General features: G+C 73.6%; 20 protein-coding genes and 1 pseudogene. 13 read left to right on the top strand and 8 right to left on the bottom strand.

Going from position 1 to position 22,318, the window contains the following annotated elements; translation table 11 throughout:
* Nucleotides 1-22 precede the first annotated feature (22 nt).
* On the top strand, nucleotides 23-829 hold the full coding sequence (locus tag ACYF6T_RS12250; RefSeq protein ID WP_461695875.1) for a class I SAM-dependent methyltransferase: 807 nt from the start codon (nucleotides 23-25) through the stop codon (nucleotides 827-829).
* A gap of 322 nt (nucleotides 830-1,151) precedes the next feature.
* Here the strand turns inward: ACYF6T_RS12250 and ACYF6T_RS12255 are convergent, their stop codons facing one another.
* Nucleotides 1,152-1,976 carry a COG4705 family protein gene (locus ACYF6T_RS12255; protein WP_461695876.1) on the bottom strand — a complete coding sequence of 275 codons (825 nt, stop codon included), beginning with the start codon at nucleotides 1,974-1,976 and terminating at the stop codon, nucleotides 1,152-1,154.
* A gap of 200 nt (nucleotides 1,977-2,176) precedes the next feature.
* On the opposite strand from ACYF6T_RS12255, the gene ACYF6T_RS12260 reads away from it, so the two are divergent.
* The 7 genes from ACYF6T_RS12260 (at nucleotide 2,177) to ACYF6T_RS12290 (ending at nucleotide 9,633) form a co-directional block, all read left to right on the top strand.
* The gene (locus ACYF6T_RS12260; RefSeq protein ID WP_461695877.1) at nucleotides 2,177-3,121 is read left to right on the top strand and encodes an ABC transporter ATP-binding protein; all 945 of its coding nucleotides are present in this window, start codon (nucleotides 2,177-2,179) and stop codon (nucleotides 3,119-3,121) included.
* Nucleotides 3,118-3,963 carry an ABC transporter permease gene (locus ACYF6T_RS12265; protein ID WP_461695879.1) on the top strand — a complete coding sequence of 282 codons (846 nt, stop codon included), beginning with the start codon at nucleotides 3,118-3,120 and terminating at the stop codon, nucleotides 3,961-3,963. Before ACYF6T_RS12260 ends, ACYF6T_RS12265 begins: the two co-directional genes overlap by 4 nt.
* Nucleotides 3,964-3,997: 34 nt before the next feature.
* Entirely contained in the window at nucleotides 3,998-5,284 is a 1,287-nt protein-coding gene (locus tag ACYF6T_RS12270) for a sensor histidine kinase (protein WP_461696019.1), read from the top strand.
* A complete protein-coding gene (locus tag ACYF6T_RS12275; RefSeq protein WP_461695880.1) occupies nucleotides 5,281-5,946 on the top strand; it encodes a response regulator in 666 nt (221 codons plus the stop codon). The genes ACYF6T_RS12270 and ACYF6T_RS12275 overlap by 4 nt, the downstream gene beginning before the upstream one ends.
* A 206-nt stretch (nucleotides 5,947-6,152) precedes the next feature.
* The gene (locus ACYF6T_RS12280) at nucleotides 6,153-7,637 is read left to right on the top strand and encodes a hypothetical protein (RefSeq protein WP_461696021.1); all 1,485 of its coding nucleotides are present in this window, start codon (nucleotides 6,153-6,155) and stop codon (nucleotides 7,635-7,637) included.
* Nucleotides 7,631-8,581, top strand: coding sequence for a lysylphosphatidylglycerol synthase transmembrane domain-containing protein (locus tag ACYF6T_RS12285; protein WP_461695882.1), 951 nt, complete (start codon nucleotides 7,631-7,633; stop codon nucleotides 8,579-8,581). Before ACYF6T_RS12280 ends, ACYF6T_RS12285 begins: the two co-directional genes overlap by 7 nt.
* A 161-nt stretch (nucleotides 8,582-8,742) precedes the next feature.
* Entirely contained in the window at nucleotides 8,743-9,633 is an 891-nt protein-coding gene (locus ACYF6T_RS12290; protein WP_461695884.1) for a COG4705 family protein, read from the top strand.
* Nucleotides 9,634-9,642: 9 nt separating this feature from the next.
* Here the strand turns inward: ACYF6T_RS12290 and ACYF6T_RS12295 are convergent, their stop codons facing one another.
* From ACYF6T_RS12295 to ACYF6T_RS12310, 4 genes are all read right to left on the bottom strand, one after another.
* Nucleotides 9,643-11,013, bottom strand: coding sequence for a sensor histidine kinase (locus ACYF6T_RS12295; protein WP_461695885.1), 1,371 nt, complete (start codon nucleotides 11,011-11,013; stop codon nucleotides 9,643-9,645).
* Nucleotides 11,010-11,672, bottom strand: a complete 663-nt coding sequence (locus ACYF6T_RS12300) for a response regulator transcription factor (RefSeq protein WP_461695886.1) — start codon at nucleotides 11,670-11,672, stop codon at nucleotides 11,010-11,012. Before ACYF6T_RS12300 ends, ACYF6T_RS12295 begins: the two co-directional genes overlap by 4 nt.
* The gene (locus ACYF6T_RS12305) at nucleotides 11,626-12,357 is read right to left on the bottom strand and encodes a phosphatase PAP2 family protein (protein WP_461696023.1); all 732 of its coding nucleotides are present in this window, start codon (nucleotides 12,355-12,357) and stop codon (nucleotides 11,626-11,628) included. Before ACYF6T_RS12305 ends, ACYF6T_RS12300 begins: the two co-directional genes overlap by 47 nt.
* 74 nt (nucleotides 12,358-12,431) lie before the next feature.
* Nucleotides 12,432-13,097 carry a DedA family protein gene (locus ACYF6T_RS12310; RefSeq protein WP_461695888.1) on the bottom strand — a complete coding sequence of 222 codons (666 nt, stop codon included), beginning with the start codon at nucleotides 13,095-13,097 and terminating at the stop codon, nucleotides 12,432-12,434.
* 281 nt (nucleotides 13,098-13,378) lie between these two features.
* Here ACYF6T_RS12310 and ACYF6T_RS12315 point away from each other — a divergent pair, with 281 nt between their 5' ends.
* The 4 genes and pseudogenes from ACYF6T_RS12315 to ACYF6T_RS12330 all read left to right on the top strand — a co-directional run bounded on the left by ACYF6T_RS12315 (nucleotide 13,379) and on the right by ACYF6T_RS12330 (nucleotide 16,649).
* Nucleotides 13,379-13,759: a PepSY domain-containing protein gene (locus ACYF6T_RS12315; protein WP_461695890.1), complete on the top strand. Its 381-nt coding sequence runs from the start codon at nucleotides 13,379-13,381 to the stop codon at nucleotides 13,757-13,759.
* Nucleotides 13,760-14,177: 418 nt separating this feature from the next.
* A pseudogene (locus tag ACYF6T_RS12320) lies at nucleotides 14,178-14,911 on the top strand (response regulator transcription factor).
* Entirely contained in the window at nucleotides 14,908-16,341 is a 1,434-nt protein-coding gene (locus ACYF6T_RS12325; protein WP_461695892.1) for a sensor histidine kinase, read from the top strand. The pseudogene ACYF6T_RS12320 and the gene ACYF6T_RS12325 overlap by 4 nt, the downstream one beginning before the upstream one ends.
* A 152-nt stretch (nucleotides 16,342-16,493) precedes the next feature.
* On the top strand, nucleotides 16,494-16,649 hold the full coding sequence (locus ACYF6T_RS12330) for a DUF6131 family protein (protein WP_461695893.1): 156 nt from the start codon (nucleotides 16,494-16,496) through the stop codon (nucleotides 16,647-16,649).
* A 161-nt stretch (nucleotides 16,650-16,810) separates the two neighbouring features.
* Here ACYF6T_RS12330 and ACYF6T_RS12335 read toward each other — a convergent pair whose 3' ends face one another.
* The 3 genes from ACYF6T_RS12335 to ACYF6T_RS12345 are packed head-to-tail and all read right to left on the bottom strand — an operon-like array spanning nucleotide 16,811 to nucleotide 20,055.
* Entirely contained in the window at nucleotides 16,811-17,497 is a 687-nt protein-coding gene (locus ACYF6T_RS12335) for an isochorismatase family protein (RefSeq protein WP_461695895.1), read from the bottom strand.
* Between the two features lie 48 nt (nucleotides 17,498-17,545).
* A complete protein-coding gene (locus ACYF6T_RS12340) occupies nucleotides 17,546-18,775 on the bottom strand; it encodes a 3-deoxy-7-phosphoheptulonate synthase (protein WP_461696024.1) in 1,230 nt (409 codons plus the stop codon).
* Complete coding sequence (locus ACYF6T_RS12345) at nucleotides 18,775-20,055, bottom strand: NAD(P)-dependent malic enzyme (protein WP_461695896.1); 1,281 nt, start codon at nucleotides 20,053-20,055, stop codon at nucleotides 18,775-18,777. Before ACYF6T_RS12345 ends, ACYF6T_RS12340 begins: the two co-directional genes overlap by 1 nt.
* 297 nt (nucleotides 20,056-20,352) lie before the next feature.
* Here ACYF6T_RS12345 and ACYF6T_RS12350 point away from each other — a divergent pair, with 297 nt between their 5' ends.
* Nucleotides 20,353-22,314 carry an anthranilate synthase family protein gene (locus tag ACYF6T_RS12350; RefSeq protein WP_461695897.1) on the top strand — a complete coding sequence of 654 codons (1,962 nt, stop codon included), beginning with the start codon at nucleotides 20,353-20,355 and terminating at the stop codon, nucleotides 22,312-22,314.
* Nucleotides 22,315-22,318: the final 4 nt, after the last annotated feature.

Raw genomic sequence — 22,318 nt, forward strand, 5'->3', positions numbered from 1 at the left:
CAACCGGGCTAGGGTCGGCCGGATGAGCGCGAGCGATGCGAACCGGCGCTGGACACGGTCCATGCCCGAGGCCTACGAACGCCACCTGGTGCCGGTCTTCTTCCGCCCCTTCGCCACCGACCTGGCCGCCAGGGCGGCGGCGATGCGGCCCCGCAGGGTCCTGGAACTCGCCGCCGGCACGGGCGCGTTGACCTCGGCCCTGCTCACCGCGCTCCCCGCGGCCTCGGTGGTGGCGACCGACCTCAACGAGGCGATGGTCACCGCCGGATCGGCGCGGGAGCCGCGCGCCCGGTGGCGGCAGGCGGACGCGCAGGAACTGCCTTTCGAAGACGGCGGTTTCGATGTCGTGGTGTGCCAGTTCGGGGTGATGTTCTTCCCGGACCGGGCCGCCGCGTACGCCGAAGTGCGCAGGGTTCTGACTCCGCGGGGGCGGTTCCTGTTCAGCAGCTGGGGCCCGCTGGCCGCGCACGGCTTCGGGGCCGCTTTCCAGGCGGCCCTGGAAGAGTGCATGCCCGGCCGGGCGCCGTCGTTCCTGAGGGACGTGCCGCACGGCTACACCGATTCCGCGGTGGTCGCCGCGGACCTGGCGGCCGCCGGACTGGCCCTGGCCTCCGCGCAGGAACTCACCCTGGAGGGCGTCGCCCCGTCGGCCGCCTCCGTCGCCACCGGACTCCTCACCGGTACGCCGGTGAGCGCCGCCCTTGAGACCCACGCGGACGCACCGGCCCTGCGGGCCGCCGTGATCCAGGGAATGACCGACCGCCTCGGCACGGGCTCCGTCTCGGCGCCGATGACCGCGACCGTCTACACGGCACGCCATCCGGCCTGACCTCTGTTCGGCGGGCCCAGCGCGCTTTCGTGCCCCAGGCTCCGGCGTCCAGGCCGCGCGTGAGCACGGTGACGATGGCGTCGATCACGGGGCCCATGTCCTGCGGGGCGACGCGGCGCCGGTCGGCTCGCCAGGTCAGCGCGAGGAGGCCGTTCATGGTGGCCGACAGGGCGCAGGCGGTGGACCGGGGTCCGGGTCGCGCCCTCACGGACGAGTCGCCTTCCCAGAGGTCAGTCCGCGCACGGCACGCTCGTGATCACTGCCCGCGGCCTCCACCGGCCGGTGGCCGTCGGCGTCCCCCACGCGCGCGCCGCCCTCCGCCTCAGCGAGGAGACCCGGTCGCCGACGAGCCCGACCGGAAAGCTGTGACCGGCCGCCCCTCGCGCTGGGACGCGGCCAGGTAGCCGACGCAGCCGACGATCGCCGCCGTCCACGCGAGGGTCACCGGCGAGAGCCCGAGCCCGAGGCCGCCGCGGCTGTGGCCCAGCGCCATCCAGTCGGCGAGGGAGGCGCCGAGGGGGCGGGTGATGACGTACGCGGTCCAGAAGGCGGTCACCGCGCCCAGGACGCCGAAGCGGTGGGCGAGCGCGGGCAGGCAGATGCCGGCGGCGAAGAGGGCGACCGAGCCCAGGTAGCCGAGGCCGGCGGTGGCGGTGAGGTCGCCCGTGGCGGTGCCGAGGGCGAAGGTCGCCAGGACCGCCGCCCAGTAGAACGCCTCACGGCGGCGGGTGCGGACGCTGTGGATGGAGAGGGTGCCCTCGCCGGCGTACCAGAGGACGAAGACCGCGGTCAGGACGGTGAGAAAGGCCGGCGTCGACACGGCGTACGGCACGCCGAGGCCGACGTGCAGGACGTCGGCGGCCATCGTGCCGAACACGCTGACCATGACCACGGCCGTCCAGTACACCCAGGCGACGTAGCGGCGCAGGAAGAACTGGACGGCCAGGGAGGCCACCAGGGCGAGACCGCCGAGCGCCACCGCGGGAATCGGCCCGAGGGTCTTGGCCAGCAGGTCCGACGCCGTCTCGCCCATGCCGGTCGTCAGCACCTTGACGATCCAGAAGGAGACGCTCACCTCCGGGACCTTGTTCGCCGACTGGCGTACGGGGACACGGGGACGGTCGTCGAGGACGTGCTCTGCGGTCATGATCGGCACCCTGGCATCGCGGACCTGAACGCGACCTGAACGCCGGGCCGGGCAGCGGCGGCGCGTAGTACCGCGGTACGACGCGGCCGGTGCGGATCAGCCCGCGGTACCACCGCATCGCGGGGTCGCGGCTCTTAGCGTGGGCGGTGAGGCGTCAGGGGTCGTGGACAGGCGCCGGAGTCCGACAGGAAGACACATCAATGATCGACGCACAGCAGCTGACCAAGAGGTACGGAGAGAAGACGGCCGTCGACGGGCTGGACTTCACCGTCGAACCGGGCACCGTGACCGGCTTCCTGGGCCCCAACGGGGCGGGCAAGTCCACCACCATGCGCATGATCGTCGGGCTCGACGCCCCGACCGGCGGCTCGGTGCGGGTCAACGGCCGCCACTACGCCGAGCACCGGGCCCCGCTGCAGGAGGTCGGCGCCCTGCTGGAGGCGAAGTCGATCCACCCCGGACGCTCCGCCTACCACCACCTCAACGCGCTCGCGCTCACCCACGGCATCCCGCGGCGCCGGGTCGACGAGGTCATCGACCTCGCGGGTCTGGGCAGTGTGGCGAAGAAGCGGGCCGGCGCGTTCTCCCTCGGCATGGGACAGCGCCTGGGCATCGCGGCGGCCCTGCTGGGCGACCCGCAGACGGTGATGCTGGACGAGCCGGTCAACGGGCTCGACCCCGAGGGCGTGCTGTGGATCCGCAACCTGCTCAAGGCCCTGGCCGACGAGGGACGGACCGTGTTCGTGTCCTCCCACCTCATGAGCGAGATGGCCCTGGTCGCCGACCACCTGATCATCGTCGGCCAGGGGCGGCTGCTGGCGGACACCACCGTGGCGGAACTGGTCCGCGAGGCGGGCGGCGACACCGTGCAGGTGGCCACGCAGGACCCGGCACGGCTGCGCGAGGTGCTGACCGGACCCGGCGTCGACATCACGGGCCGCGCCGGTTCGGAGGAGCTTCAGGTGACCGGCCTGAGCGCCCGCGAGATCGGCCTGAAGGCGGCCGAGCACGGAATCGCACTGTTCGAACTGACCTCGCGGTCGGTGTCGTTGGAGGAAGCGTTCATGAACCTGACCAGGGATGCCGTGGAGTACCACGGCACGACCGGCGTCGAGGCCCTCGCGGCGGACGGGAGCGCGGCATGAGCACCGTCGTCGAGACCGGGACCGTGGGGGCGCCGGCCGCCGTCCCCGACCGTCCCGCCTACCGGGTGACGGGACGGCGCGTCGTGGCCTCGGAGTGGGCCAAGCTGTGGTCGCTGCGGTCGACGTGGATCACTCTGGGCCTCGGCCTGCTCTTCCTCGTCGCCTTCGGGCTGATCGCCGCGAGCCGCTACAAGTCCGGCTACGGCTCGGGCCGTATGGACGGCGACTTCGCCCAGTCGACGGCCGTGAGCCTGTCACTGTTCGGCACCAACTTCGCGCAGCTCGCCCTCGGTGTGCTCGGCGTGCTGGTCACGGCGGGGGAGTACTCCACCGGCATGATCCGCTCGACCCTGGCGGCCGTACCGCGCCGGCTGCCGGTGCTGTGGTCCAAGGCGGCCGTGTTCGGGCTGGTCGCGCTGGTGATCGCCACGCTGGGCGCGTTCGTCGCCTTCGCGTTCGGCAGCGGCATCGTTTCCGGCACTCCGGCCGCGATGAGCCTGACGCACGCGGGAGTGGTCCGCAGCCTGCTGGGTGCCGGACTCTACCTCGGCCTGGTCGGCGTGATCGGCACCGCGCTGGGCGCTCTGCTGCGGTCGGTGGCCGGGGGCATCTCGGTGCTGGTCGCCGTACTGATGCTGATCCCGGGACTGATCTCCTTGCTGCCCAGCTCGTGGCAGGACGACATCAGCCCCTACCTGCCCAGCAACGCCGGCGAGTCGATGTTCGCCCTGACCCACGACAGCACCACCCTGTCGCCCGCGGCCGGGCTGCTGGTCTTCCTCGGCTGGACGGCGCTCGCGCTGGCGGGCGCGGCGTACCGGCTGGTGCGCAGCGACGTCTGAGCGCCTGCACGATGGGTGGGTGACGACGTTGACGATGACCACCTCCGCCGGCGAGTTCGGCGGGATGGGGCCGCTGGTCGCCCGGATCGCCCGGGGCGGCCAGCGGCTGCGGCAGGCGGACCGGGCGCGCCCCTGGGTGCTGGACACCGCGGTGGTGGTGCTGGTCTTCCTGCTGTTCTGCCTGCCGGACCTGGTGCACCACGGTGCCGGGGACGGGGACGGTCCGCGCCGGGTGCGGGTCGCCTTCACCACGCTGCCGACGGCCGCCAAGCTGCTCGTGCAGACCGGACTGGTGCTGCCGCTGCTGTGGCGGCGGCGCAGGCCCATGGCGGCCTTCGCCGTCATCGCGGCCGTGTTCGTGGTGCAGTGGTCGCTGGGCGCCGCGTTGCGTGCGGACGTGGCCCTGTTCATCGCCCTGTACAGCCTCACCCTCCACGGCCGGCTGCGCCGGCTGCCGTGGGCCTGCGCCGTCATGGTGGGCGCGGTGGTCCTGGTCGCGGTGCGGGTCTCGGCGGCCGTGTCCGTCTGGGACGCGCTGTTCTTCCTGCTCAGCACGGCGACCGCGGCCCTGGCGCTGGGCATGATGGTGCGCATCCGGCGGGCCCAGCTGGCCGGTCTGCGGGAGCGGGCCGCCCGCCTGGAGATCGAGCGCGACCAGCGCAGCCGGCTCGCCGCCGCGACCGAACGCGCCCGGGTGGCCCGCGAGATGCACGACATCGTCGGCCACAACCTGTCCGTCATGATCACCCTCGCCGACGCCGGCCTGTACGCCACCGACACCGCCCCCGAACGCGGCAAGGAGGCCCTGCGGCTCATCGGCGACACCGGCCGGACGGCCCTGAGCGAGCTGCGGCGCGTCCTCGGCGTGCTGCGCGAGGCGTCCGACGCCCCCGCAACCGGGCTGGAACTCAGCCCGCAGCCCGGCGTCGCGGACATCGAGGCGCTGTGCGACGGGGTGCGCACCGCCGGTCTGGAGGTCGTCTACCGGACCGTCGGCGATGTCGACGCCCTGGACGGCGGGATGCAGCTGGCGGTCTACCGCATCGTCCAGGAGGCCCTGACCAACACCCTGAAGCACGCGGGCGCCGGCACCCGGGCGACACTGTCGCTCATCGTCGAGGACACCCGCCTGGTCATCCGGGTCCGGGACAACGGCCCGGCCGGAGGGCGCGGGCCGGGGCACGAGGAAGGGCACGGACTGGTGGGCATGCGTGAACGAGCGGCGCTCTTCGGAGGCGACGTCAGCGCCGGACCGGCGCGAGGCGGCGGCTGGAGCGTCGAGGCCACCCTCGGCCGCACACCCCGGGCGGGCGCGCGATGACCACCGTGCTCGTCGTGGACGACCAGCCGCTGCAGCGCTACGGCTTCCGCGTGCTGCTCGACTCCATGCCCGAGACGGAGGTGGTGGGGGAGGCAGCGCACGGCGCCGAGGCCGTGCGCAAGAGCGCCGAACTGCGCCCCGACGTGGTCCTGATGGATGTACGGATGCCGGGCATGGACGGCATCGAGGCCACCCGGCGGATCACCGCGGCTGGCGGCCGTTCCCGTGTCCTCGTGCTGACCACCTTCGACCTCGACGAATACGTGCACGCCGCGCTGCGGGCCGGAGCCAGCGGCTTCCTGCTGAAGGACGCCCGGCCCGAGGAACTCCTCGCCGGCATCCGCGCGGTCGCCGCGGGCGACGCCGTGATCGCGCCGGCGCTCACCCGCCGCATCCTGGACGAGTACGCCCGGCACGTGCCCGCCGACCGGGCCGGCGCGGGCGAGGACCCGCGGCTGGCGTCCCTCACCGACCGTGAGCGCGAGATCCTCGTCGCCATCGGCAAGGGCTGGACCAACGGCGAGATCGCCGCCCGCTTCGTCGTGTCCGAGTCCACCGTGAAGACGCACGTCGGCCGTGTCCTGGCCAAGATCGGTGCCCGTGACCGCATCCAGGCCGTGATCTTCGCCTACGACCTGGGCCTCGCCCGCCCCGGCGGCTGAAGCGCCCGTTTGCGGACGACGAGGGCGCCGGAATACGCCGTTCGGGCCCGCTGCTCTGGCGGGCACCCGCTGTGCGGGTCACCGTGCACACAGGAGGCAGGACGTTTTCTCACTCGCCTCTCACCCTGTGAACCGTAGTGTGGGATGTCCTCCTACATGCTGTAGGAGGACAGGGTTCGACCGTGCACGACCGCGAGAGGGGCGAGATGGCCGACGGCTCCCATGCCACGAAGAGCGGCACTTCTCGCACCGGCGCCGCCACGCCCGTCGTGCCGCCTGCGAGGGCGGCGCACGAGCCCTGGCTCGCGGCCGTCGCAGCCGCCTTCACACTCGCCCAGCTCCTGCTCGTACGGCCCACACTCGGCCTGGGATGGGACGAGACCGTCTACGTCAGCCAGGTCAGCGGCCAGGCGCCGGCCGCCTTCTTCAGCGCCCCCCGCGCCCGCGGCATCTCCCTGCTCACCGCTCCCGTCGCGACGTGGTCGCACTCGACCGCCCTGCTGCGGGTCTACCTGGCCGTCCTGTCCGGCCTGGCCCTCTACTTCGCGCTGCGCGTCTGGCGAGGCCACGTCAGGCCGGGCGTCCTGGCGCTGGCGGGCGCCCTGTTCGCCTCGTTGTGGGTGACGCTGTTCTACGGCCCGCAGGCCATGCCCAACTACTGGGTCGCCGTCGGCGCCCTGGCCTGCGTCGGCTGCTTCGTGCGCGTATGGGCCGACACCGGGGACCGGGCGGCGTGGTGGGGTGTGGGCGCGGGTGCGGCGCTGATGGCGTGGATGCGCCCGATGGACGCCGTGTACGTCATGCTGCCCCTGCTCGCCCTGTCGGTGCGCCGCCCGCGGCTGCTGCTGGTGTCGGTCGCCGGGCTGCTGGCGGGCTCCGGCGAGTGGGTGATCGAGGCCTACGTGCGCTACGGCGGCCTCGGGCACCGCATCTCCGACGCCTCCCGCATCCAGGGCGGCCTCGGCTGGCACCTGGCCGTCGTCGACCAGCTGCGCAGCCTGGGCGGGCGCACGCTGTGCCGGCCCTGCACCGGGGCCGTCTCCCACCCGGTGGTCGTCTTGTGGTGGCTGGCGCTGCCGCTGCTGGCCGCCTTCGGCGCGGTGGTCGCCGTACGCGCCCGGCGCGCGCTGCCCGTCCTGCTCCCGTCGGCCTGCGCGGTCACGGCGGCCGTCCCCTACCTGTTCCTCATCGGTTATGCGGCCCCCCGCTTCCTGCTGCCCGCCTACGCCCTGCTCGCGCTCGCGGTCGCCCACGGCCTGGTCCACCTGGTCACCGTCCCCCGCGCCACCGCCCGCACCCTCGCCGCCGGGCTGGTGGCGGTCTGCCTCGCGGCCCATCTGGCCGTGCAGTACGTCGTCCTGGACCACACCGTGCACCGTTCGGCCGTCAGCCGCGAGGGCTGGGCCCGCACCGCGTCCGACCTGCGCGCGCTCGGCGTTCGGCCGCCGTGCCTGCTCAGCGGGGACCAGGCCGTCCCGGTCGCCTTCTACGCCGGCTGCGGTTCGGCCCAGACCGCAGGCCACGACGCGAGCACCACCACGGCCGAGCTGACGCGGGCCGTTCACCGCAGGGCCGTGGCCGTGCTCACCGCACCGGGCGGCCGTCCGCCGGCGTACGCGCGCGCCTGGGCCGAGGAACGGGTCGGCGCGCTGTGGGCGTATGTGGCGCCCGACACCGGACGGGGATGGTGAGCGGCGTGGGCGCGACCGAGTCGCTGCCGGTCGCCGCGGGCCGGCGTCCCTACGGGCAGGTGGGCGTCTCCCTGGTGGTGCTGGCCGCCGCCGGCGGGATGCTGCTCGCGCACCGGGCCACGCTGGACAGCGGCACCGACCGGCTGGCCACGGCCGACGGCGAGTGGCTGCTGCTGGCCTGCCTCGCCGCCATGGCCACCTGGGTGTGCGCGGCCGTGGCACAGCAGGGGGCGGTGGCGGCGCGGCTGCCCAGGGGACGGCTGGTGGCGGCCCAGTTCGCGGCCTGCGCCGCCAACCACATCCTCCCGGCCGGGGCCGGAGCGACCATGGTCAACCTGCGCTTTCTGACGCGGTGTGGACTGTCCGTCAGGCGCTCGGCGACCGCGCTGGCGGTCAAGGCGGCCGTGGGCGGGATCGTGCGGTGTGTGCTGGGCGTGGCTTTGCTGGTCGCCTCGCCCGGTGCGCTCGGCCTTTCGGCGCACCTGCCTCATGTACTGCTCCTGCTGCCGGTGGCGGTCGCGGCCGCCGTCCTGGCGGTCGTGGCCAGCGGCCGCCTCAGAGGGACGGTCACCAGGGCCTTGGCCGACGTGCGGGAGGTGCACCGGGACCCGGCGCGGGCCGGTGCGCTGTGGGGCGGCTCGCTCGCCTTCGCCCTGCTGCACGCGGGGGTGGTCGTCGCTCTGGTGCATGCCCTCGGCCTGCAACTGCCCACGATCCAGGTGGTGATGGCCTATCTGGTCGCCAGCGGTGCCGCGGCGCTGCTGCCGACGCCGGGCGGTCTGGGATCGCTGGACGCGGCGCTCGTCCTCGCGCTCACCGCCGCCGGCGCGCCGGGACCGGAGGCGGTCTCGGCGGTTCTCGGCTACCGCCTGCTGACCGGCTGGCTGCCGATGGCTCCCGGCCTGCTGGTGCTGGCCGTGCTGGCACGCCGCTCGGCGTTGTGAGGCACACGGTGGCCGCCTTGTAGGCGTTCAGGATGTTTTCAGGCGGATGCCGGCAAGGTCGGTTCGGATGGCCGCCCTCCCGGCCACCTCTTGGCACCGGGCGCTCGTCCCCGACGCGGGGCGGGCGCCCTGCCGTACGACCGTACAAGGAGCCCCCCACCTTGGAACAAGCGGAACTCCTCACCGACCGCGCCCTCGCGCGCACGACCGGGCCGGTGACGAAGAAGCTCCCGGAAGTCACACTGGCGTTCTGGATCATGAAGATCGCCGCCACGACCCTCGGCGAGACGGCCGGAGACCTCTTCGCGCAGACGCTCGGGCTCGGCTACTTCCTCACCACGATCGCGCTGTTCGCGGTCTTCGTGCTGACGCTGGTCCTCCAGCTCGCCTTCCGCCGCCACCATCCGTTCTCCTACTGGACGGTGATCCTGTCGACCAGCATGGCCGGCACCACGATGTCGGACTTCATGAACCGCGACGCCAGCGCCAAGTACCTCTCGGGCGGCGCCACTTCGCTCGGCTGGGGACCGCAGGGCCTGGGCCTCGGCTACCCGGTGGGCGCCGCGATCCTGATCTCGGTCCTGGTCGTCGTCTTCGCCGTCTGGAAGCTGACCGGGACGACGTTCGTCATCCGTGACATCGTCACCTTCCGCGCGGAGGCCCTGTTCTGGTCGGCGATCCTGGTCTCCAACACGCTGGGCACCTCCATGGGCGACTTCCTCTCCGACAGCTCGGGGCTCGGCTACGCGGGCGGCGCGCTGCTCGTGACGGGTGCCCTCGCCGTCCTCGTGGCCCTGATGAAGGTGCCCGTGGTGCCGAACGTGCTGCTGTTCTGGATCGCCTTCGTCCTCACCCGCCCGCTGGGCGCCACCGCGGGTGACTTCCTGACCAAGCCGGTCGTCAAGGGCGGCCTGGCTCTCGGCACGGCGGGTTCCTCGGCCGTGCTGCTGGCCGCGCTGGTCGGCCTGATGGCCCACGCGCAGGTCCAGGAACGCAGGACCGCCGCCGCGCGGCCCGTGGAGCGGGAGCCGGTGACCCGGCAGGCCGGCTGAGTCCGGTCGTCACCCGGCGGGCAGATCGACCACGAACCGCGCTCCCGGCGCGTGGGCGGGGTCGTGGGAGACCTCGCCGTCGACGGCGCGGGCCAGCCGCCGCGCGAGCGGCAGTCCGAGGCCCGCGCCGTCGTGTCCGTCACCGGCGTCGGCGCGGCGGCCGGGCTGGAAGAGGTCGCCGAGGAACGTCTCCGGCACGCCGGGGCCGTCGTCGGTCACGTCGATGCGGACACCGCCGGGCCGCCGCCGCGCGGACACGGTCACCGTGGCGCGGGCGTAGCGCAGCGCGTTGCTCAGCAGCGGGCTGACGATCCGTTCGAGCACAGCGGGTGCGACGCCCGCCTGGAGTAGCGGGTCGGGGACGTCGACGACGGTCTTCGCCCGCCCCGGTGCGGCCAGTTGCCCGGCCAGCCGGCGCAGTACGGGCGCGACGGCGGTGGCACCGACGGCCGTACCGCTGCCGTGGCTGCTTTCGCGGGCGTCGTCCAGCAGCGTGTCGCAGATGGTGCGCATGGATTGCGCGGCCTGCGCCATCACCTCGTGGGCGGCCCGGGTCTCGGCGGCCGTGCGGGGGCGGGCGCGCCACCAGTCGAGTTCGACGACGATCCGGGTGAGCGGGGTGCGCAGTTCGTGGGAGAGCTCGCCGGTCAGCTGCCGTTCGTGGCGCAGCACGGTGCGGATGCGGTCCAGCAGCGCGTCCAGGGAGGCGCCCAGGCGGGCGAGTTCGGCGGGGTGGCCGGCGGCGCCGAAGCGTTCGTCGGAGCCGACGGCGCTCCACTGCGTGGCCTGGTCGGTCATGGTGCGCACGGGACGCAGCGCCCGTCCGACGGCCAGCCGCGTCAGCGCGTAGGTGCACGCGAGCATGACGGCATCCAGGATGAGCGAGCCCAGCAGCAGGGTGTCCGCGGAGTTGCGGTAGGGGGCGAGGTCCAGGGCCGTGACGACGGTGGCGCGCCGGCCGGACACGGGCCGGGCGCACAGGCGTATGAAGTGCGGGTCTTCGCCGCGTACGGTGGTGCAGAGCCGTGCGCCGTCGGTGGCGAGCCGGCCGGCGGCCCGGGTCAGGGGGCTGCCGGCCGGCGTGGACGGCGGCTTCTCCAGCAGATGCCGCCCGGCGTAGATCCACACGTTCGCGTCGAGGAGACGGTCGTTGACGGTTTCCAGGACCCGTACCCGGGGGCCGCTGGTGTCGACGGTGGTGGCGACGGCGGCGGCGCGGTCGCGCAGTTCGTCGTCCGCCTGGTGCTGCAGGTGCCGGTCCATGGCGGTGGTGAACGCCACGGTCAGGACGGTCATCAGCAGCGCGGCAGTGGTGAGCGCCACGAGGGAGAGCCGGCCGCGCAGGGTCGGGGGTGTCAGGCGGCGCAGGAGACGGTTCACGACAGCCGGTGTCCCACGCCGCGCGTCGTGGTGAGGCACAGGCCGCTGCCGGCGTCGCGCAGTTTGCGGCGCAGCCGGCTCAGATACTGGTCGAGGGTGTTGTCGCTGACCTGGGCGCCGTCCGGCCAGGCGGCCCGGACCAGGTCGCGGCGGGGCACCAGGGCGCCCGCCGCGGCGACGAGGGTGGCCAGCAGGCGGAACTCGGTGGGGGAGAGGTCGATGTGCCTCTCGCCGACGCGCGCCCGGTGCCGGGTCGCGTCCAGGACCAGGTCTCCGGCCGTGGACAGGGCCGGGGGCGCGGCGCGGCGGAGTGCGGCGCGCAGTCTGGCCAGGAGCTCGGCGAGATGGAACGGCTTGGTCAGGTAGTCGTCGCCGCCCGCGGAGAATCCGGCCAGCCGGTCGGTGAGGTGGTGGCGGGCCGTCAGGAAGATGATCGGGGCGGCGAATCCGTTGGCGCGCATCGCCTGGCAGACGTCCCGGCCGTCCGCGTCGGGCAGCCCGATGTCCAGGACGGCCGCGGCGACGTCCTCCCCGGCCAGCCGCAGCGCGGTGGCGCCGTCGGCGGCGAGTACGGGCGTGAAGTCCTCGTCCAGCAGGCCGCGGCGCAGCACGTCACGCAGGGCGTGATCGTCCTCGACGACCAGGATCTTGTGGTGCATGGTCCTCCGTGGGCTCTTCCTGCGCAGGGCGTGTGTCCGGGACGAATGAGGCGGGCAGCCAGCGGGCCATCGCGCACACGCCCACGCCGAGCCACCCGGTGGCGAACAGCCAGCCGCCGATGACGTCGGTCGGCCAGTGCACTCCGAGATAGACCCGGGACAGACCCACGAGGAGTCCCCAGCATCCGATCACGACGCGCAGCGAGGCGCCGCCGCGCGGGGCGCGCAGGGAGACCGCGAGAATGAGCAGCCCCGCGGTGACGGCCGCCGTGGTGGTGTGTCCCGAGGGGAACGCCCAACCGCCCGCCTGGGCCGCCCAGTCGGCGTGCGCCGGGCGCCGGCGGTGGACGGCCTCCATCACCCCGTGGCGCGTCATCTGTCCGAGCCCCAGGCAGACCAGGGCGAGCGCGGCCATCCACACCCGGTGACGCGCCGTGCGTGCGGCGACCACACCGGCGAGTGCGGCGAGGACGTAGGGCAGGGGGCCGCTGCCGGTGTCGGTCACGCCGCGGGCCAGTGCCACGGCGACGGCCGGCCGGTGGCCCGTCGCCCAGGTCGCAAGGCCCTCGTCCGCCCACAGCGGGGCACCTCCGTGGCCCTTCACCACCAAGGTCAGGACGCCGAACGCCATCCAGGCGCCGAGGCCGACGGTGCCGGCCAGGTCCGCGGCGTCGCGCCGGTTCACGAGGCCGCCGGCGGCGGGCACGGGCGGCGGCGAGCGAGCCGTGCCCGCCCGTCGGCCGACCACAAGGTGATCATCTAGCGCCCCGCTTCGGTCCTCGCGCCCCGGCGGGCCCGGTACATCTCGGCGAGCAGCGGGATCAGCGACACGACGACGATCAACGCGACCAGCGGCAGCAGGTAACGGTCGACGTTCGGGATGGACGAGCCCAGCGCGTAACCGGCGAGGGTGAGACCGAGGCTCCAGACGAGACCGCCGGCGACCTGCCACAGCGTGAACGTCCGCACCGGCACCTCCAGGGCGCCCGCCATCGGGTTGAGCACCGTGCGCACCACCGGAACGAAGCGGGCCAGCACGACGGCCTTCGCGTAGCCGTAGCGCTGCAGCAGTTCCTCAGCCCGCTCGGCACCCTCGTGCAGACGCCGTGAGCTGCTTCTGGCCAGCAGTGCGCCGCCGGCTTTGCGGCCCAGCAGATATCCGCACTGTGCCCCGGCCAGCGCCCCGGCCGCCGCCGCGACCAGCAGCGGTCCCAGGGACAGGGGCACACTTCCCTCGGCCGAGCCCGTGCACAGCAGACCGGCCGTGAACAGCAGCGAGTCACCGGGCAGGAAGAACCCGATGAGCAGCCCCGTCTCGGCGAACATCACCACCCCGACGCCCAGCACGCCGAAGGCCGCCAGCAGCGAGTGTGCGTCCAGTACGTTGACGGCGAGCTGCGAGGCGAGGTGGCTCGGTGCGCTCATGGGGGGTCCTTCCGGGCGGGCCGGCAGTCGGATGCCCGCAGACCACTGTCGACTACAGGCCTGTAGACATCCTACGGGACGAGACGTGGTGGACGTTGCGAGCGACACCACGCGGTGCGCCGGCCCCGGCGGCGAAAGATTGGTGAAGTGCCGGCCTGTCTCTCTCGGTCTGCTGGTCTGCCGCTATACAGCCGCTTCCTAGGGTCGTCGTCGTCCCCCGGAGATCCGATCCCACGGATCTTCGAACTCCCAAGACACGACCCCTGTTTGGAGACTCCCTGATGCGTGCCCTGCCCCGTCGTGCCCTGCTGGCCGCTCCCGTCGCCGTGCTGGCGTTCGCGCTGGTCGCGTGCGGTGGATCCGACTCCGGCTCCGACAACGCGAAGAGCGCGGACACCCAGCAGGCCCAGGACGCCGGTGACGCCTACGACAAGACCGAACCGCCGCTGACCGGTGACGTCAAGCAGAAGGCCGAGGCCGCCGCGGTCGCCGCCTACCCGGGAACGGTGGTGAAGTCCGAGGAGGACGCGGAGAAGCCGGGCATGTACGCGGTGGAGGTGAAGCAGTCCGACGGCACCTCGATCGAGGTGTACCTCGACAAGTCCTTCAAGGTCACGGACACCAAGAAGGAAGGCACCGAGGAGACCGAGGACGCCGGCTGAGACAGCGATCCGGCAGCCGGCGTCCGGCACGTCCACGCCGGGCGACTGCGGGGAGCGCTTCGCCCAGGACGCCTTCGCTTGTCCCGCGCGCCGCCGCGTCGGTGGTGCTCGCCGGATGCGGGATCGCTCTGTGCGCGGTCGGCGACACCGTCTCAGCGGACCCCGCTCCGAGGTGTCCGCGCCCAAGTCGCCGACCGCGCAGCCGCTTTCGCCGGAGGCACGGATCACCCCCGAGTCGCCCGGCCACGCCGGCGACTGACTCCCCGGCCGACGCCGTCCGCTCACCCACGTCGGCCGGGTGGCACCCGCTTGTCCACTGTCGTCCCGTACGTCTGTCGTCCCGTACGTCCCCTGTGATCCCTGGCGGCTTCCCGTGAACCTTCCGACTCCCCCGGCACGGCTGTGCGAGCCTGGCGCCATGCGGCTGCTGCTCATCGAAGACGACGACCGGATCGCCGGCCCCCTCACCGAGGGCCTGGGACGCTACGGGTTCACCGTGGACCACGTCCGCACCGGCGCCGCCGGACTCGCCGACGGCGCCGCCGCACCGGACCTGGTCCTGCTGGACCTCGGCCTGCCCGACATGGACGGCCTGGACGTGTGCCGCAGTCTGCGCGCCCGCTCCGCCGTCCCCATCATCATGATCACCGCGCGGGGAGAGGAGACCGACCGCATCGTCGGCCTGGAACTCGGCGCGGACGACTACCTCGCCAAGCCGTTCGGGGTCCGCGAACTGATCGCCCGCATCCGTGCCGTCACCCGCCGCGCCGGAGCCCCCGCCTACACGCCGGCCGGCCCCGCGCACACACCCGAACCGCACCGGTCGGCCCCCGCCGCCCAGCTGATGGGGCCGCTGGCCGTGAACCGCCGCACCCGCGAGGTCCACCTCGACGGCCGCCACATCGCCCTGACGCCCAGGGAGTTCGACCTGCTCGCCTTCCTCGCGCAGGACCCGGGATCGGTGTGCTCCCGGCAGCAGATCATGGACACGGTCTGGGACCCGCACTTCTTCGGCCCCACCAAGACCCTCGACGCCCACGTGGCCGCCCTGCCCGCAAGCTCGGAGACCCGGGCTGGATCACCACCGCGCGCGGCGTCGGCTTCCGCCTGACCGTCCCCGGCGACCCCACCGCCTCCGGGAACGCCGGATGACCAGGCGCCTGCTGCTCAGCTACCTTCTGCTGGCCCTGCTGGTACTGGCCGGCCTGGAGATCCCGCTGGGCTACCTCTATGCCCGCGGCGAGACCTCCCGCATCTCCCAGAGCGTGGAACGTGACGCCTCCATGCTCGCCGAGGTCACCGAGGAGAACATCGAGAAAGGCCAGTTCGACGCCCTGCCGGACGTGGTCGGCGACTACGCCCGGCGCACCGGCGGCCACGTCGTCGTCACCGACGCCCGCGGCACCGTCCTGGCCGACTCCGACCCCGCCGGCCGCACCGGCGTCAACCTCGCCGCCCAGCCCGACATCGCCCGCGCCCTGAACAACCGGCCCACCGTCACCGCCACGACCGACGGCGCCGGACGCGACGTCCTGTCCGCGACCGTCCCCGGCTCCTCGGGCACCACCATCCGGGGCACCCTGCGCCTGACCTACCCCCTGGACCGGGTCGGCGCCCGCGTGCACCGCGTCTGGGGCGCCCTCGCGCTGGCCGGGGCCGGCATCCTCGCCCTCGTCGCCCTCGTCGCCTTCAGCCTGGCCCGGTGGATCACCCGTCCCCTGCGCACCCTCGAAGCCGCCACCGCCCAGCTCGCCGACGGGCACCTGACCCAGCCGCCCGACGCCACCACCGGTCCGCCCGAACTACGGCGCCTGGCCACGTCGTTCACCCGCACCGCCACCCGGCTCCAGCACCTGCTCCAGGCCCAGCAGGCGTTCGCCTCCGAAGCCTCCCACCAGCTCAAGACCCCGCTGACCGGGCTGCGGCTGCGACTGGAGAACTTCGAGCCCTACCTCGACCCGCGTGCGCACGGCAGCCTGGACGAGGCGGTCGGCGAGGTCGAACGCCTCGGCCGCATGGTGCAGGGCCTGCTCGCCCTGGCCCGCCTGGAGAACACCGCGACCACCCCCGAACCCGTCGACCTGGACGCCGTACTGGCCGACCGGGCCGCCATGTGGGAGCCCCTGGCGGCCGAGCAGTACGTCGCCCTCGACATCACCGGGCCGCCCGTGGGCCGGGTATGGGCCATTCCCGGCGCACTGGAGCAGATCGTCGACAACCTCCTCGCCAACGCCCTGCGCGTCTCCCCGCCCGGCACCACCATCACCCTCCACCGCGTCCCCGGCACCGAACTCCACATCGTCGACCAGGGCCCCGGCATGAGCGACGCCGACCGCGAGCGGGCCTTCGACCGGTTCTGGCGGTCCTCCGACGCCCACCACGACGGCACCGGCCTCGGCCTGCCCATCGTCCGCCACCTCACCGACGCCTCCGGCGGCAGCGTCACCCTCCACCCCGCTCCCGGCACCGGCCTCGATGCCCGTGTCCGCCTGCGGCCCGCACCCGCGCGCCCACGCGGGGCCGCTCGGGCGCGGGGAGCCGAGCGTGGTGCGGGATCTCCGCGTCCCGTGCGGCGGGGCTGAGCCGGCGACCTGTCCGACGGACCCGCGGTCGCAGGGGGCGCGTACCGGATCGCGCCGATGCCTGCCTCGTCGGCCGGTTCAGCGGACGGGGGTGATCTCGCCGTTGCGGGGCATCCGCGAGATAACAGTCAGACTCCACCAGGAGGCATTTCATGCTTGCCATCGGCATCATCCTGCTTCTGATCGGTTTCCTCACCGGCGTGTCGATCCTGTGGACCCTCGGGATCATCCTGACGGTGGTCGGTGCGGTCCTGTGGATCATGGGATCCACCGGTCACGCGGTCGCCGGCCGGCGCCACTACTGGTAAACCGCTCCGTCCTCGGTCGCACCATGCGACTCACGGCGGGGCCTTCGAGGAAAGGACCCCCTGAACGTGGAGACCCGTGCGGCCGCCTGCTCGGCCGCACGGGTCCACGAGACCCCGGCCTCGCCCGAACCGCGTAGTCGACCGCGGGCGGTCCGACAGGGTCAGGGGGCGGACAGGGACGCCTGCCGTGCCGTCTCACCGCGCTCGCCGGCCGCGCCGAGGGCGAGGAGGGCGCTGCGGGTGGTGGTGACGGCCGCGCAGTTGTGGGCGGCGTAGGTCAGGGCCAGACGGTGCTGGTCGAGGGAGAAGTCGGCGACCGCGTCGGCCACCAGGAACGGCTGCACGTCGTGCGAGAAGGCGTCCACCGCCGTCATCAGCACGCCCACGTGGGCGTACACCCCGCACAGGATCAGCTGGTCCCTGCCGCGCTCGCGCAGCAGCTCCAGCAGACCGGAGCGGAACAGGGCGCTGTAGCGCCACTTGGTGAAGACCCGGTCGTCGGCGCGCGGGGCCAGGGCCTCGACGATGCGCCGGTCCTCGGGCGCGGCGCGCATGCCCGGACCCCAGAAGTCCTTGAGCAGGCCGCGCTGTGCGTCGCTCATGTCGCCCGGCTGGGCCGTGTAGACGACGGGTACGCCCAGGTCGGCGCAACGGGCGCGCAGCAGGCGGCAGTTGTGCAGGAGTTCGGTGGCCGGGGAGTGGCCGGGCGCGAAGGGTCGTAGGAAGTACTCCTGCATGTCGTGGACGAGCAGGACGGCACGGCCGGGGTCCGGCAGCCACGTGACCCGGTTCTCCGGCAGGTCGCGTGCGGTGGGCATGGGGTAGGGGGAGATGGGGGTGATGCTCACGGGAACCTCGCAGGCAGAGGGCGGGCGGGGGATGGGGTGCGGGCGGCGTCAGGAGTGCCAGGCCATCGCGACCGCCAGGGCCTGGCCCGGATCGAGCCGGGGGTCGCACAGGCTGGTGTAGGGGCGGCCGCGGCCGATGCCGGCCAGGGAGTGTGCGTCGGCGACGCATTCGGCGACCGGTTCGTGCGTGGCCTCCAGGTGGAGACCGCCGGCGACTCCGCCGCCGCGGCGCACCGCCGTCAGGAACTCCTCGACCTCCTGTGTGATCGCCGTCACCAGCCGCGTCTTGAGGCCGTCGGGCGCGGTCACGGTGTTGCCGTGCATGGGATCGCACAGCCAGATCACCGGATGCCCCGCCTCGCGTACGGCCGCCACCAGGCCGGCCAGTCGGTCGGTGGGCCGGCCCGCGCCGAAGCGGGCGATCAGGGTGAGCCGGCCCGGTTCGCGGTCCGGGTCGAGCGTGTCGCACAGCTCGAGCAGCTGGGCGGGGGTGCAGTCGGGGCCGACCTTGCAGGCGACCGGGTTGGCCACGTCCGCCAGCAGCCGCACATGGGCGCCGGCCGGATCGCGGGTGCGCTCGCCGATCCAGGGCCAGTGGGTCGAGGCCAGCAGCAGCCGGTCGTCGTCCGAGCGGCGCAGCAGGGGCAGTTCGTAGTCCAGCAGCAGTGCCTCGTGGCTCGTCCAGACCGCCGGATCGGGCAGCGGGGTCCAGGTTCCGGCCTGCCGGCGCAAGCGCTGCATCGCCGCCGCGGCGGCACGGTAGCCGGTGACCAGCCGCAGCGGGTCGGGGCGGCGGGCCATCGGATCCGGTTCGACGCCGTTGACCACCAGGCCGCGGAAGACGGGCAGTTCCACGCCGTCGACCAGTTCGGTGGGGCGGGAGCGCGGCTTGGCGAACTGGCCGGCGATCCGGCCCACGCGCAGCACCGGCAGCCCCGTGCGCAGGCGCAGGGCTCCGGCGAGCGCGTCCAGCAGGCCCACCTTGCGGTCGATGACCTCGGGGGTGCAGTCGGCGGGGTCCTCCGCGCAGTCACCGGCCTGAACGACCAGCAGTCGTCCGGCCGCCGCCTCGGCGAGCAGCGCGTGTAACTGCCGTACCTCCTCCCAGGCGACGAGTGGGGGCAGGGCGGCCAGGTCCGCGCGTACCTCCGCGACGAGCCAGGGGTCTCCCCAGTCCGGCTGCTGCCCGGCGCTCAGACTGCGGTAGCGGGCCACCTGCTCTTCGGTGGGCGGTGAGCGGAACAGGTCGGGTGCGGTGAGGCTACCGGTAGGGCTGATCACTGCGGAACCTCCGAGGGAGCGAGCGGGGCGATTCCGGGTTCGCTGCCGGGGCCTGGGCGCTGTCCGCCGGCGCTGCCGGATGCGGGCGCCGGAGTGGCGGCGTCCGGCGCGGCGGCCGCCGCCACGGCGGTCGCCACCGCCGGGGCCACCCGGGGGTCGAGAACGTGCGGGACGACCCGGTCCGGGGCCAGCTCCTCCGCGGCCAGGGCGGCGATGGCGTCGGCGGCGGCCAGCATCATGGTGTCGGTGATGCGGGACGCGCCCGCGTCCAGCGCGCCACGGAAGATGCCGGGGCAGGCCAGCAGGTTGCTGATCTGGTTGGGGTGGTCGCTGCGTCCGGTGGCGACGACCGCCGCGTGCCGGGCCGCTCGTTCGGGATCGATCTCCGGGGTGGGGTTGGACAGGGCGAAGACCACCGCGCCGGGTGCCATCGAGGCGATCAGCTCCTCCGGTACGGTCGCCGACGACACCCCGATGAACACGTCGGCGCCCGGCAGTACGTCGGCCAGTCCGCCGCGCGCCGTGCCCCGGTCGGTCAGCTCCGCCAGCCGTGCCTTCGCCGGGGTCAGCCCCGGCCGGTCCCGGTGCACGACGCCCTGCGAGTCCAGCACCGTCACCTGGCCGGCTCCCGCGGTCACCAGCATGCGGGCGCAGGCGGTGCCGGCCGCCCCGGCGCCGGAGACCACGATCCGCATCGACTCCAGCCGCCTGCCCAGGAGGTCGGCGGCGCTGCGCAGCGCCGCCAGCACCACGACGGCGGTGCCGTGCTGGTCGTTGTGCATCACCGGGCAGTCCAGCGCCTCCACCAGCCGCTGTTCCAGCGTGAAGCAGCGGGGCGCGGAGACGTCCTCCAGATTGACCGCGCCGAAGGACGGGCGCAGCCGGGTCAGGGTCTCCACGATCTCGTCGACGTCCTGAGTGCGCAGCACCAGCGGAATGGAGTCCAGACCGCCCAGCGCCTTGAACAGCGCGGCCTTTCCTTCCATCACCGGCAGGGCGGCCGCCGGACCGACGTCGCCCAGCCCCAGCACGGCGGTGCCGTCGCTGACGACGGCCACCAGCCGGTGCGCCCAGGTGTAGCGGGCGGCCAGCCGGCCGTCCTCGGCGATGGCGCGGCTGACCCGCGCGACCCCGGGTGTGGAGATGGCGGACAGCGTGCGGGTGTCCAGGGGCGTCAGGGGGACGTGCGTGCTCAGTTTGCCGCCCAGATGGGCCTGGAATATCTCGGCCTCGCCGATCCGTTCGGCGCGGGCCTGATGTACGACCGACACGGGCATCCCTTCGTCGGGGAGCGGGTGATCGCGTTCGACGCTAGCCGCCGTCGCAAGCCCCGCGGAACTACTCGACCGAGTGGGTCCAGACCCCTGTGACGATCTCTCCGTACCGTCCTGCCGCGGCGACGCGACAGGCCCACGCGATCGAGTAGTTGTAGAGGGCACGGGCCGCGCGGAAGGCTTGTCGGTGTCTTCCTTCCGGCGCTTTCCCCTCTTCCGCTCGCGTGCCGTCGGCACGCCCTTTGCTTTTCCCGTTCCGTCCGCCGCCGGGGATTTCCCCGCGCATTTCCAGGAGGTGCCATGACCGGCCTGCTCGGCACGCTGCTCTCACCAGGCGGTGAACCCCCCGCCTACGCGCTGTTGCACCGGCCGGAAAGCGAAGCGCCCGACCGCATCGAGGTACTCGTGGGCGAGATGACCGAGCCGGCATCCCTGGCCGACCTGCCGCTCGACGACGAACCGGGTCCGGCCCGGCCCGGTCCCGCCCGGCACGAACTGCTGACGGTCGTGCCGTTCCGCCAGCTCGCCGAGCGCGGGTTCGCCGCACCGGACGACGGCGCCCCGCTGCTGGCGTTGCGCGTGAGCGCCCAGGACTCGGTGCCGCTGGACGAGGCGCTGCGGCTGCTGCCGGACGACCGGCTCACCGTCGCCGAGGCGGGCTTCGCCGTGGACGACGCGGCCTACGCCGAGCTGGTGCGCACCGTGCTGAGCGAGGAGATCGGCCGGGGCCGCGGCGCCAACTTCGTCATCGAGCGCCCGTTCCTGGCCCGCATCGAGGACTACGGGCCGCGGGCGGCGCTGTCCGTCTTCCGCCGGCTGCTGCTGCAGGAACGCGGCACGTACTGGACGTTCCTGGTCCGGGCCGGGGAGAGCACGTTCGTCGGCGCCTCTCCGGAACGGCACGTCAGCGCGGTGGGCGGGGAGGTCGTGATGAACCCCATCAGCGGCACCTACCGCTATCCGCCCGGCGGGCCGTCCGTGTCCGGACTGCTGTCCTTCCTCGCCGACCGCAAGGAGGCCGACGAACTGCTCATGGTGGTGGACGAGGAACTGAAGATGATGGGCCGGATCTGCGAGCGGGGCGGACGCGTCGTCGGCCCGTACCTGAAGCCGATGGCACGGCTGGCCCACACCGAGTACCTGATCAAGGGGCGCAGCACCCGTCCGGTGCCGGACATCCTGCGCGAGACCCTCTTCGCCCCAACCGTCACCGGCAGCCCCCTGGAGAGCGCCTGCGAGGTGATCAGCCGCTACGAACCGGCCGGCCGCGGCTACTACAGCGGCGTCCTCGCCCTGGTGGGGCGGGACGCGGCGGGCGAGCGACGGCTCGACTCGGCGATCCTCATCCGCACCGCGCGTATCGACGCGTCGGGCGCGGTGCGCATCGGCGTCGGCGCCACCCTCGTACGCCACTCCGATCCGCAAGCCGAGGTCGCCGAGACCCACGCCAAGGTGGCCGGTCTGATGGCCGCGATCCAGGGCGGTGCGGACCCGCACGGCAGCGACGGCGATCCGGGCGCGCACGGCACGGCGACGCCCGCAGCCGCCGACTGGACCGCCGACCGCGGGGTGCGTGCCGCGCTGGCGGACCGCAACACCTCCCTCGCCCCGTTCTGGCTGCGGCGGCGCGACGACCGGCCGCCGGCCGTGCGCGGCCGTGTGCTGCTCGTCGACGCGGAGGACACGTTCACCGCGATGCTCGGCCACCAGCTGACCGCGCTCGGCCTGACCCCGCGCATCCGCCGCTGGGACCAGCTGACGCGGGACGACCGGGCGGACGGCCACGACCTCGTGGTCGTCGGCCCAGGTCCGGGCGACCCGCGAGATGCGGCCGACGCGAAGATCGCCGCCCTGCGCGCGCTCACCCGCGACCTCCTCGCCGCGGGCCGACCCTTCCTCTCCGTCTGCCTCGGCCACCAGGTCCTGGCCGCCGAGCTCGGCCTGGAACTGATCCGCAAACCCGTGCCCCATCAGGGCCGCCAGCGCGTGATCGACGTGTTCGGCCGGCGCCGGCGCGTCGGCTTCTACAACAGCTTCGCCGCCCTCGCCCGCCGGGACCGCTTCGGCGCGCCGGTACCGGGGGCGGGGATCGTCGAGGTCAGCCGGGATGCCGTCACGCACGAGGTGCACGCGCTGCGCGGCCCGTACTTCCACTCCCTGCAGTTCCACCCCGAGTCCGTGCTCAGCACCCACGGCTTCGACGTCCTGCGCGAGTCGGTGACCGCACTGCTCACCGTGCCCGCCGTCGCGCACAGCGCCTGATCCG

It is taken from the genome of Streptomyces sp. 7R007 (genome assembly GCF_054850255.1).

Excerpts from the sequence above, each read along its gene's own strand:
- ACYF6T_RS12250 (WP_461695875.1), top strand. The coding sequence starts at position 23 with ATGAGCGCGAGCGATGCGAACCGGCGCTGGACACGGTCCATGCCCGAG.
- ACYF6T_RS12255 (WP_461695876.1), bottom strand. The coding sequence starts at position 1,976 with ATGACCGCAGAGCACGTCCTCGACGACCGTCCCCGTGTCCCCGTACGC.
- ACYF6T_RS12260 (WP_461695877.1), top strand. The coding sequence starts at position 2,177 with ATGATCGACGCACAGCAGCTGACCAAGAGGTACGGAGAGAAGACGGCC.
- ACYF6T_RS12265 (WP_461695879.1), top strand. The coding sequence starts at position 3,118 with ATGAGCACCGTCGTCGAGACCGGGACCGTGGGGGCGCCGGCCGCCGTC.
- ACYF6T_RS12270 (WP_461696019.1), top strand. The coding sequence starts at position 3,998 with ATGACCACCTCCGCCGGCGAGTTCGGCGGGATGGGGCCGCTGGTCGCC.
- ACYF6T_RS12275 (WP_461695880.1), top strand. The coding sequence starts at position 5,281 with ATGACCACCGTGCTCGTCGTGGACGACCAGCCGCTGCAGCGCTACGGC.
- ACYF6T_RS12280 (WP_461696021.1), top strand. The coding sequence starts at position 6,153 with ATGGCCGACGGCTCCCATGCCACGAAGAGCGGCACTTCTCGCACCGGC.
- ACYF6T_RS12285 (WP_461695882.1), top strand. The coding sequence starts at position 7,631 with ATGGTGAGCGGCGTGGGCGCGACCGAGTCGCTGCCGGTCGCCGCGGGC.
- ACYF6T_RS12300 (WP_461695886.1), bottom strand. The coding sequence starts at position 11,672 with ATGCACCACAAGATCCTGGTCGTCGAGGACGATCACGCCCTGCGTGAC.
- ACYF6T_RS12310 (WP_461695888.1), bottom strand. The coding sequence starts at position 13,097 with ATGAGCGCACCGAGCCACCTCGCCTCGCAGCTCGCCGTCAACGTACTG.
- ACYF6T_RS12315 (WP_461695890.1), top strand. The coding sequence starts at position 13,379 with ATGCGTGCCCTGCCCCGTCGTGCCCTGCTGGCCGCTCCCGTCGCCGTG.
- ACYF6T_RS12325 (WP_461695892.1), top strand. The coding sequence starts at position 14,908 with ATGACCAGGCGCCTGCTGCTCAGCTACCTTCTGCTGGCCCTGCTGGTA.
- ACYF6T_RS12330 (WP_461695893.1), top strand. The coding sequence starts at position 16,494 with ATGCTTGCCATCGGCATCATCCTGCTTCTGATCGGTTTCCTCACCGGC.
- ACYF6T_RS12345 (WP_461695896.1), bottom strand. The coding sequence starts at position 20,055 with ATGCCCGTGTCGGTCGTACATCAGGCCCGCGCCGAACGGATCGGCGAG.
- ACYF6T_RS12350 (WP_461695897.1), top strand. The coding sequence starts at position 20,353 with ATGACCGGCCTGCTCGGCACGCTGCTCTCACCAGGCGGTGAACCCCCC.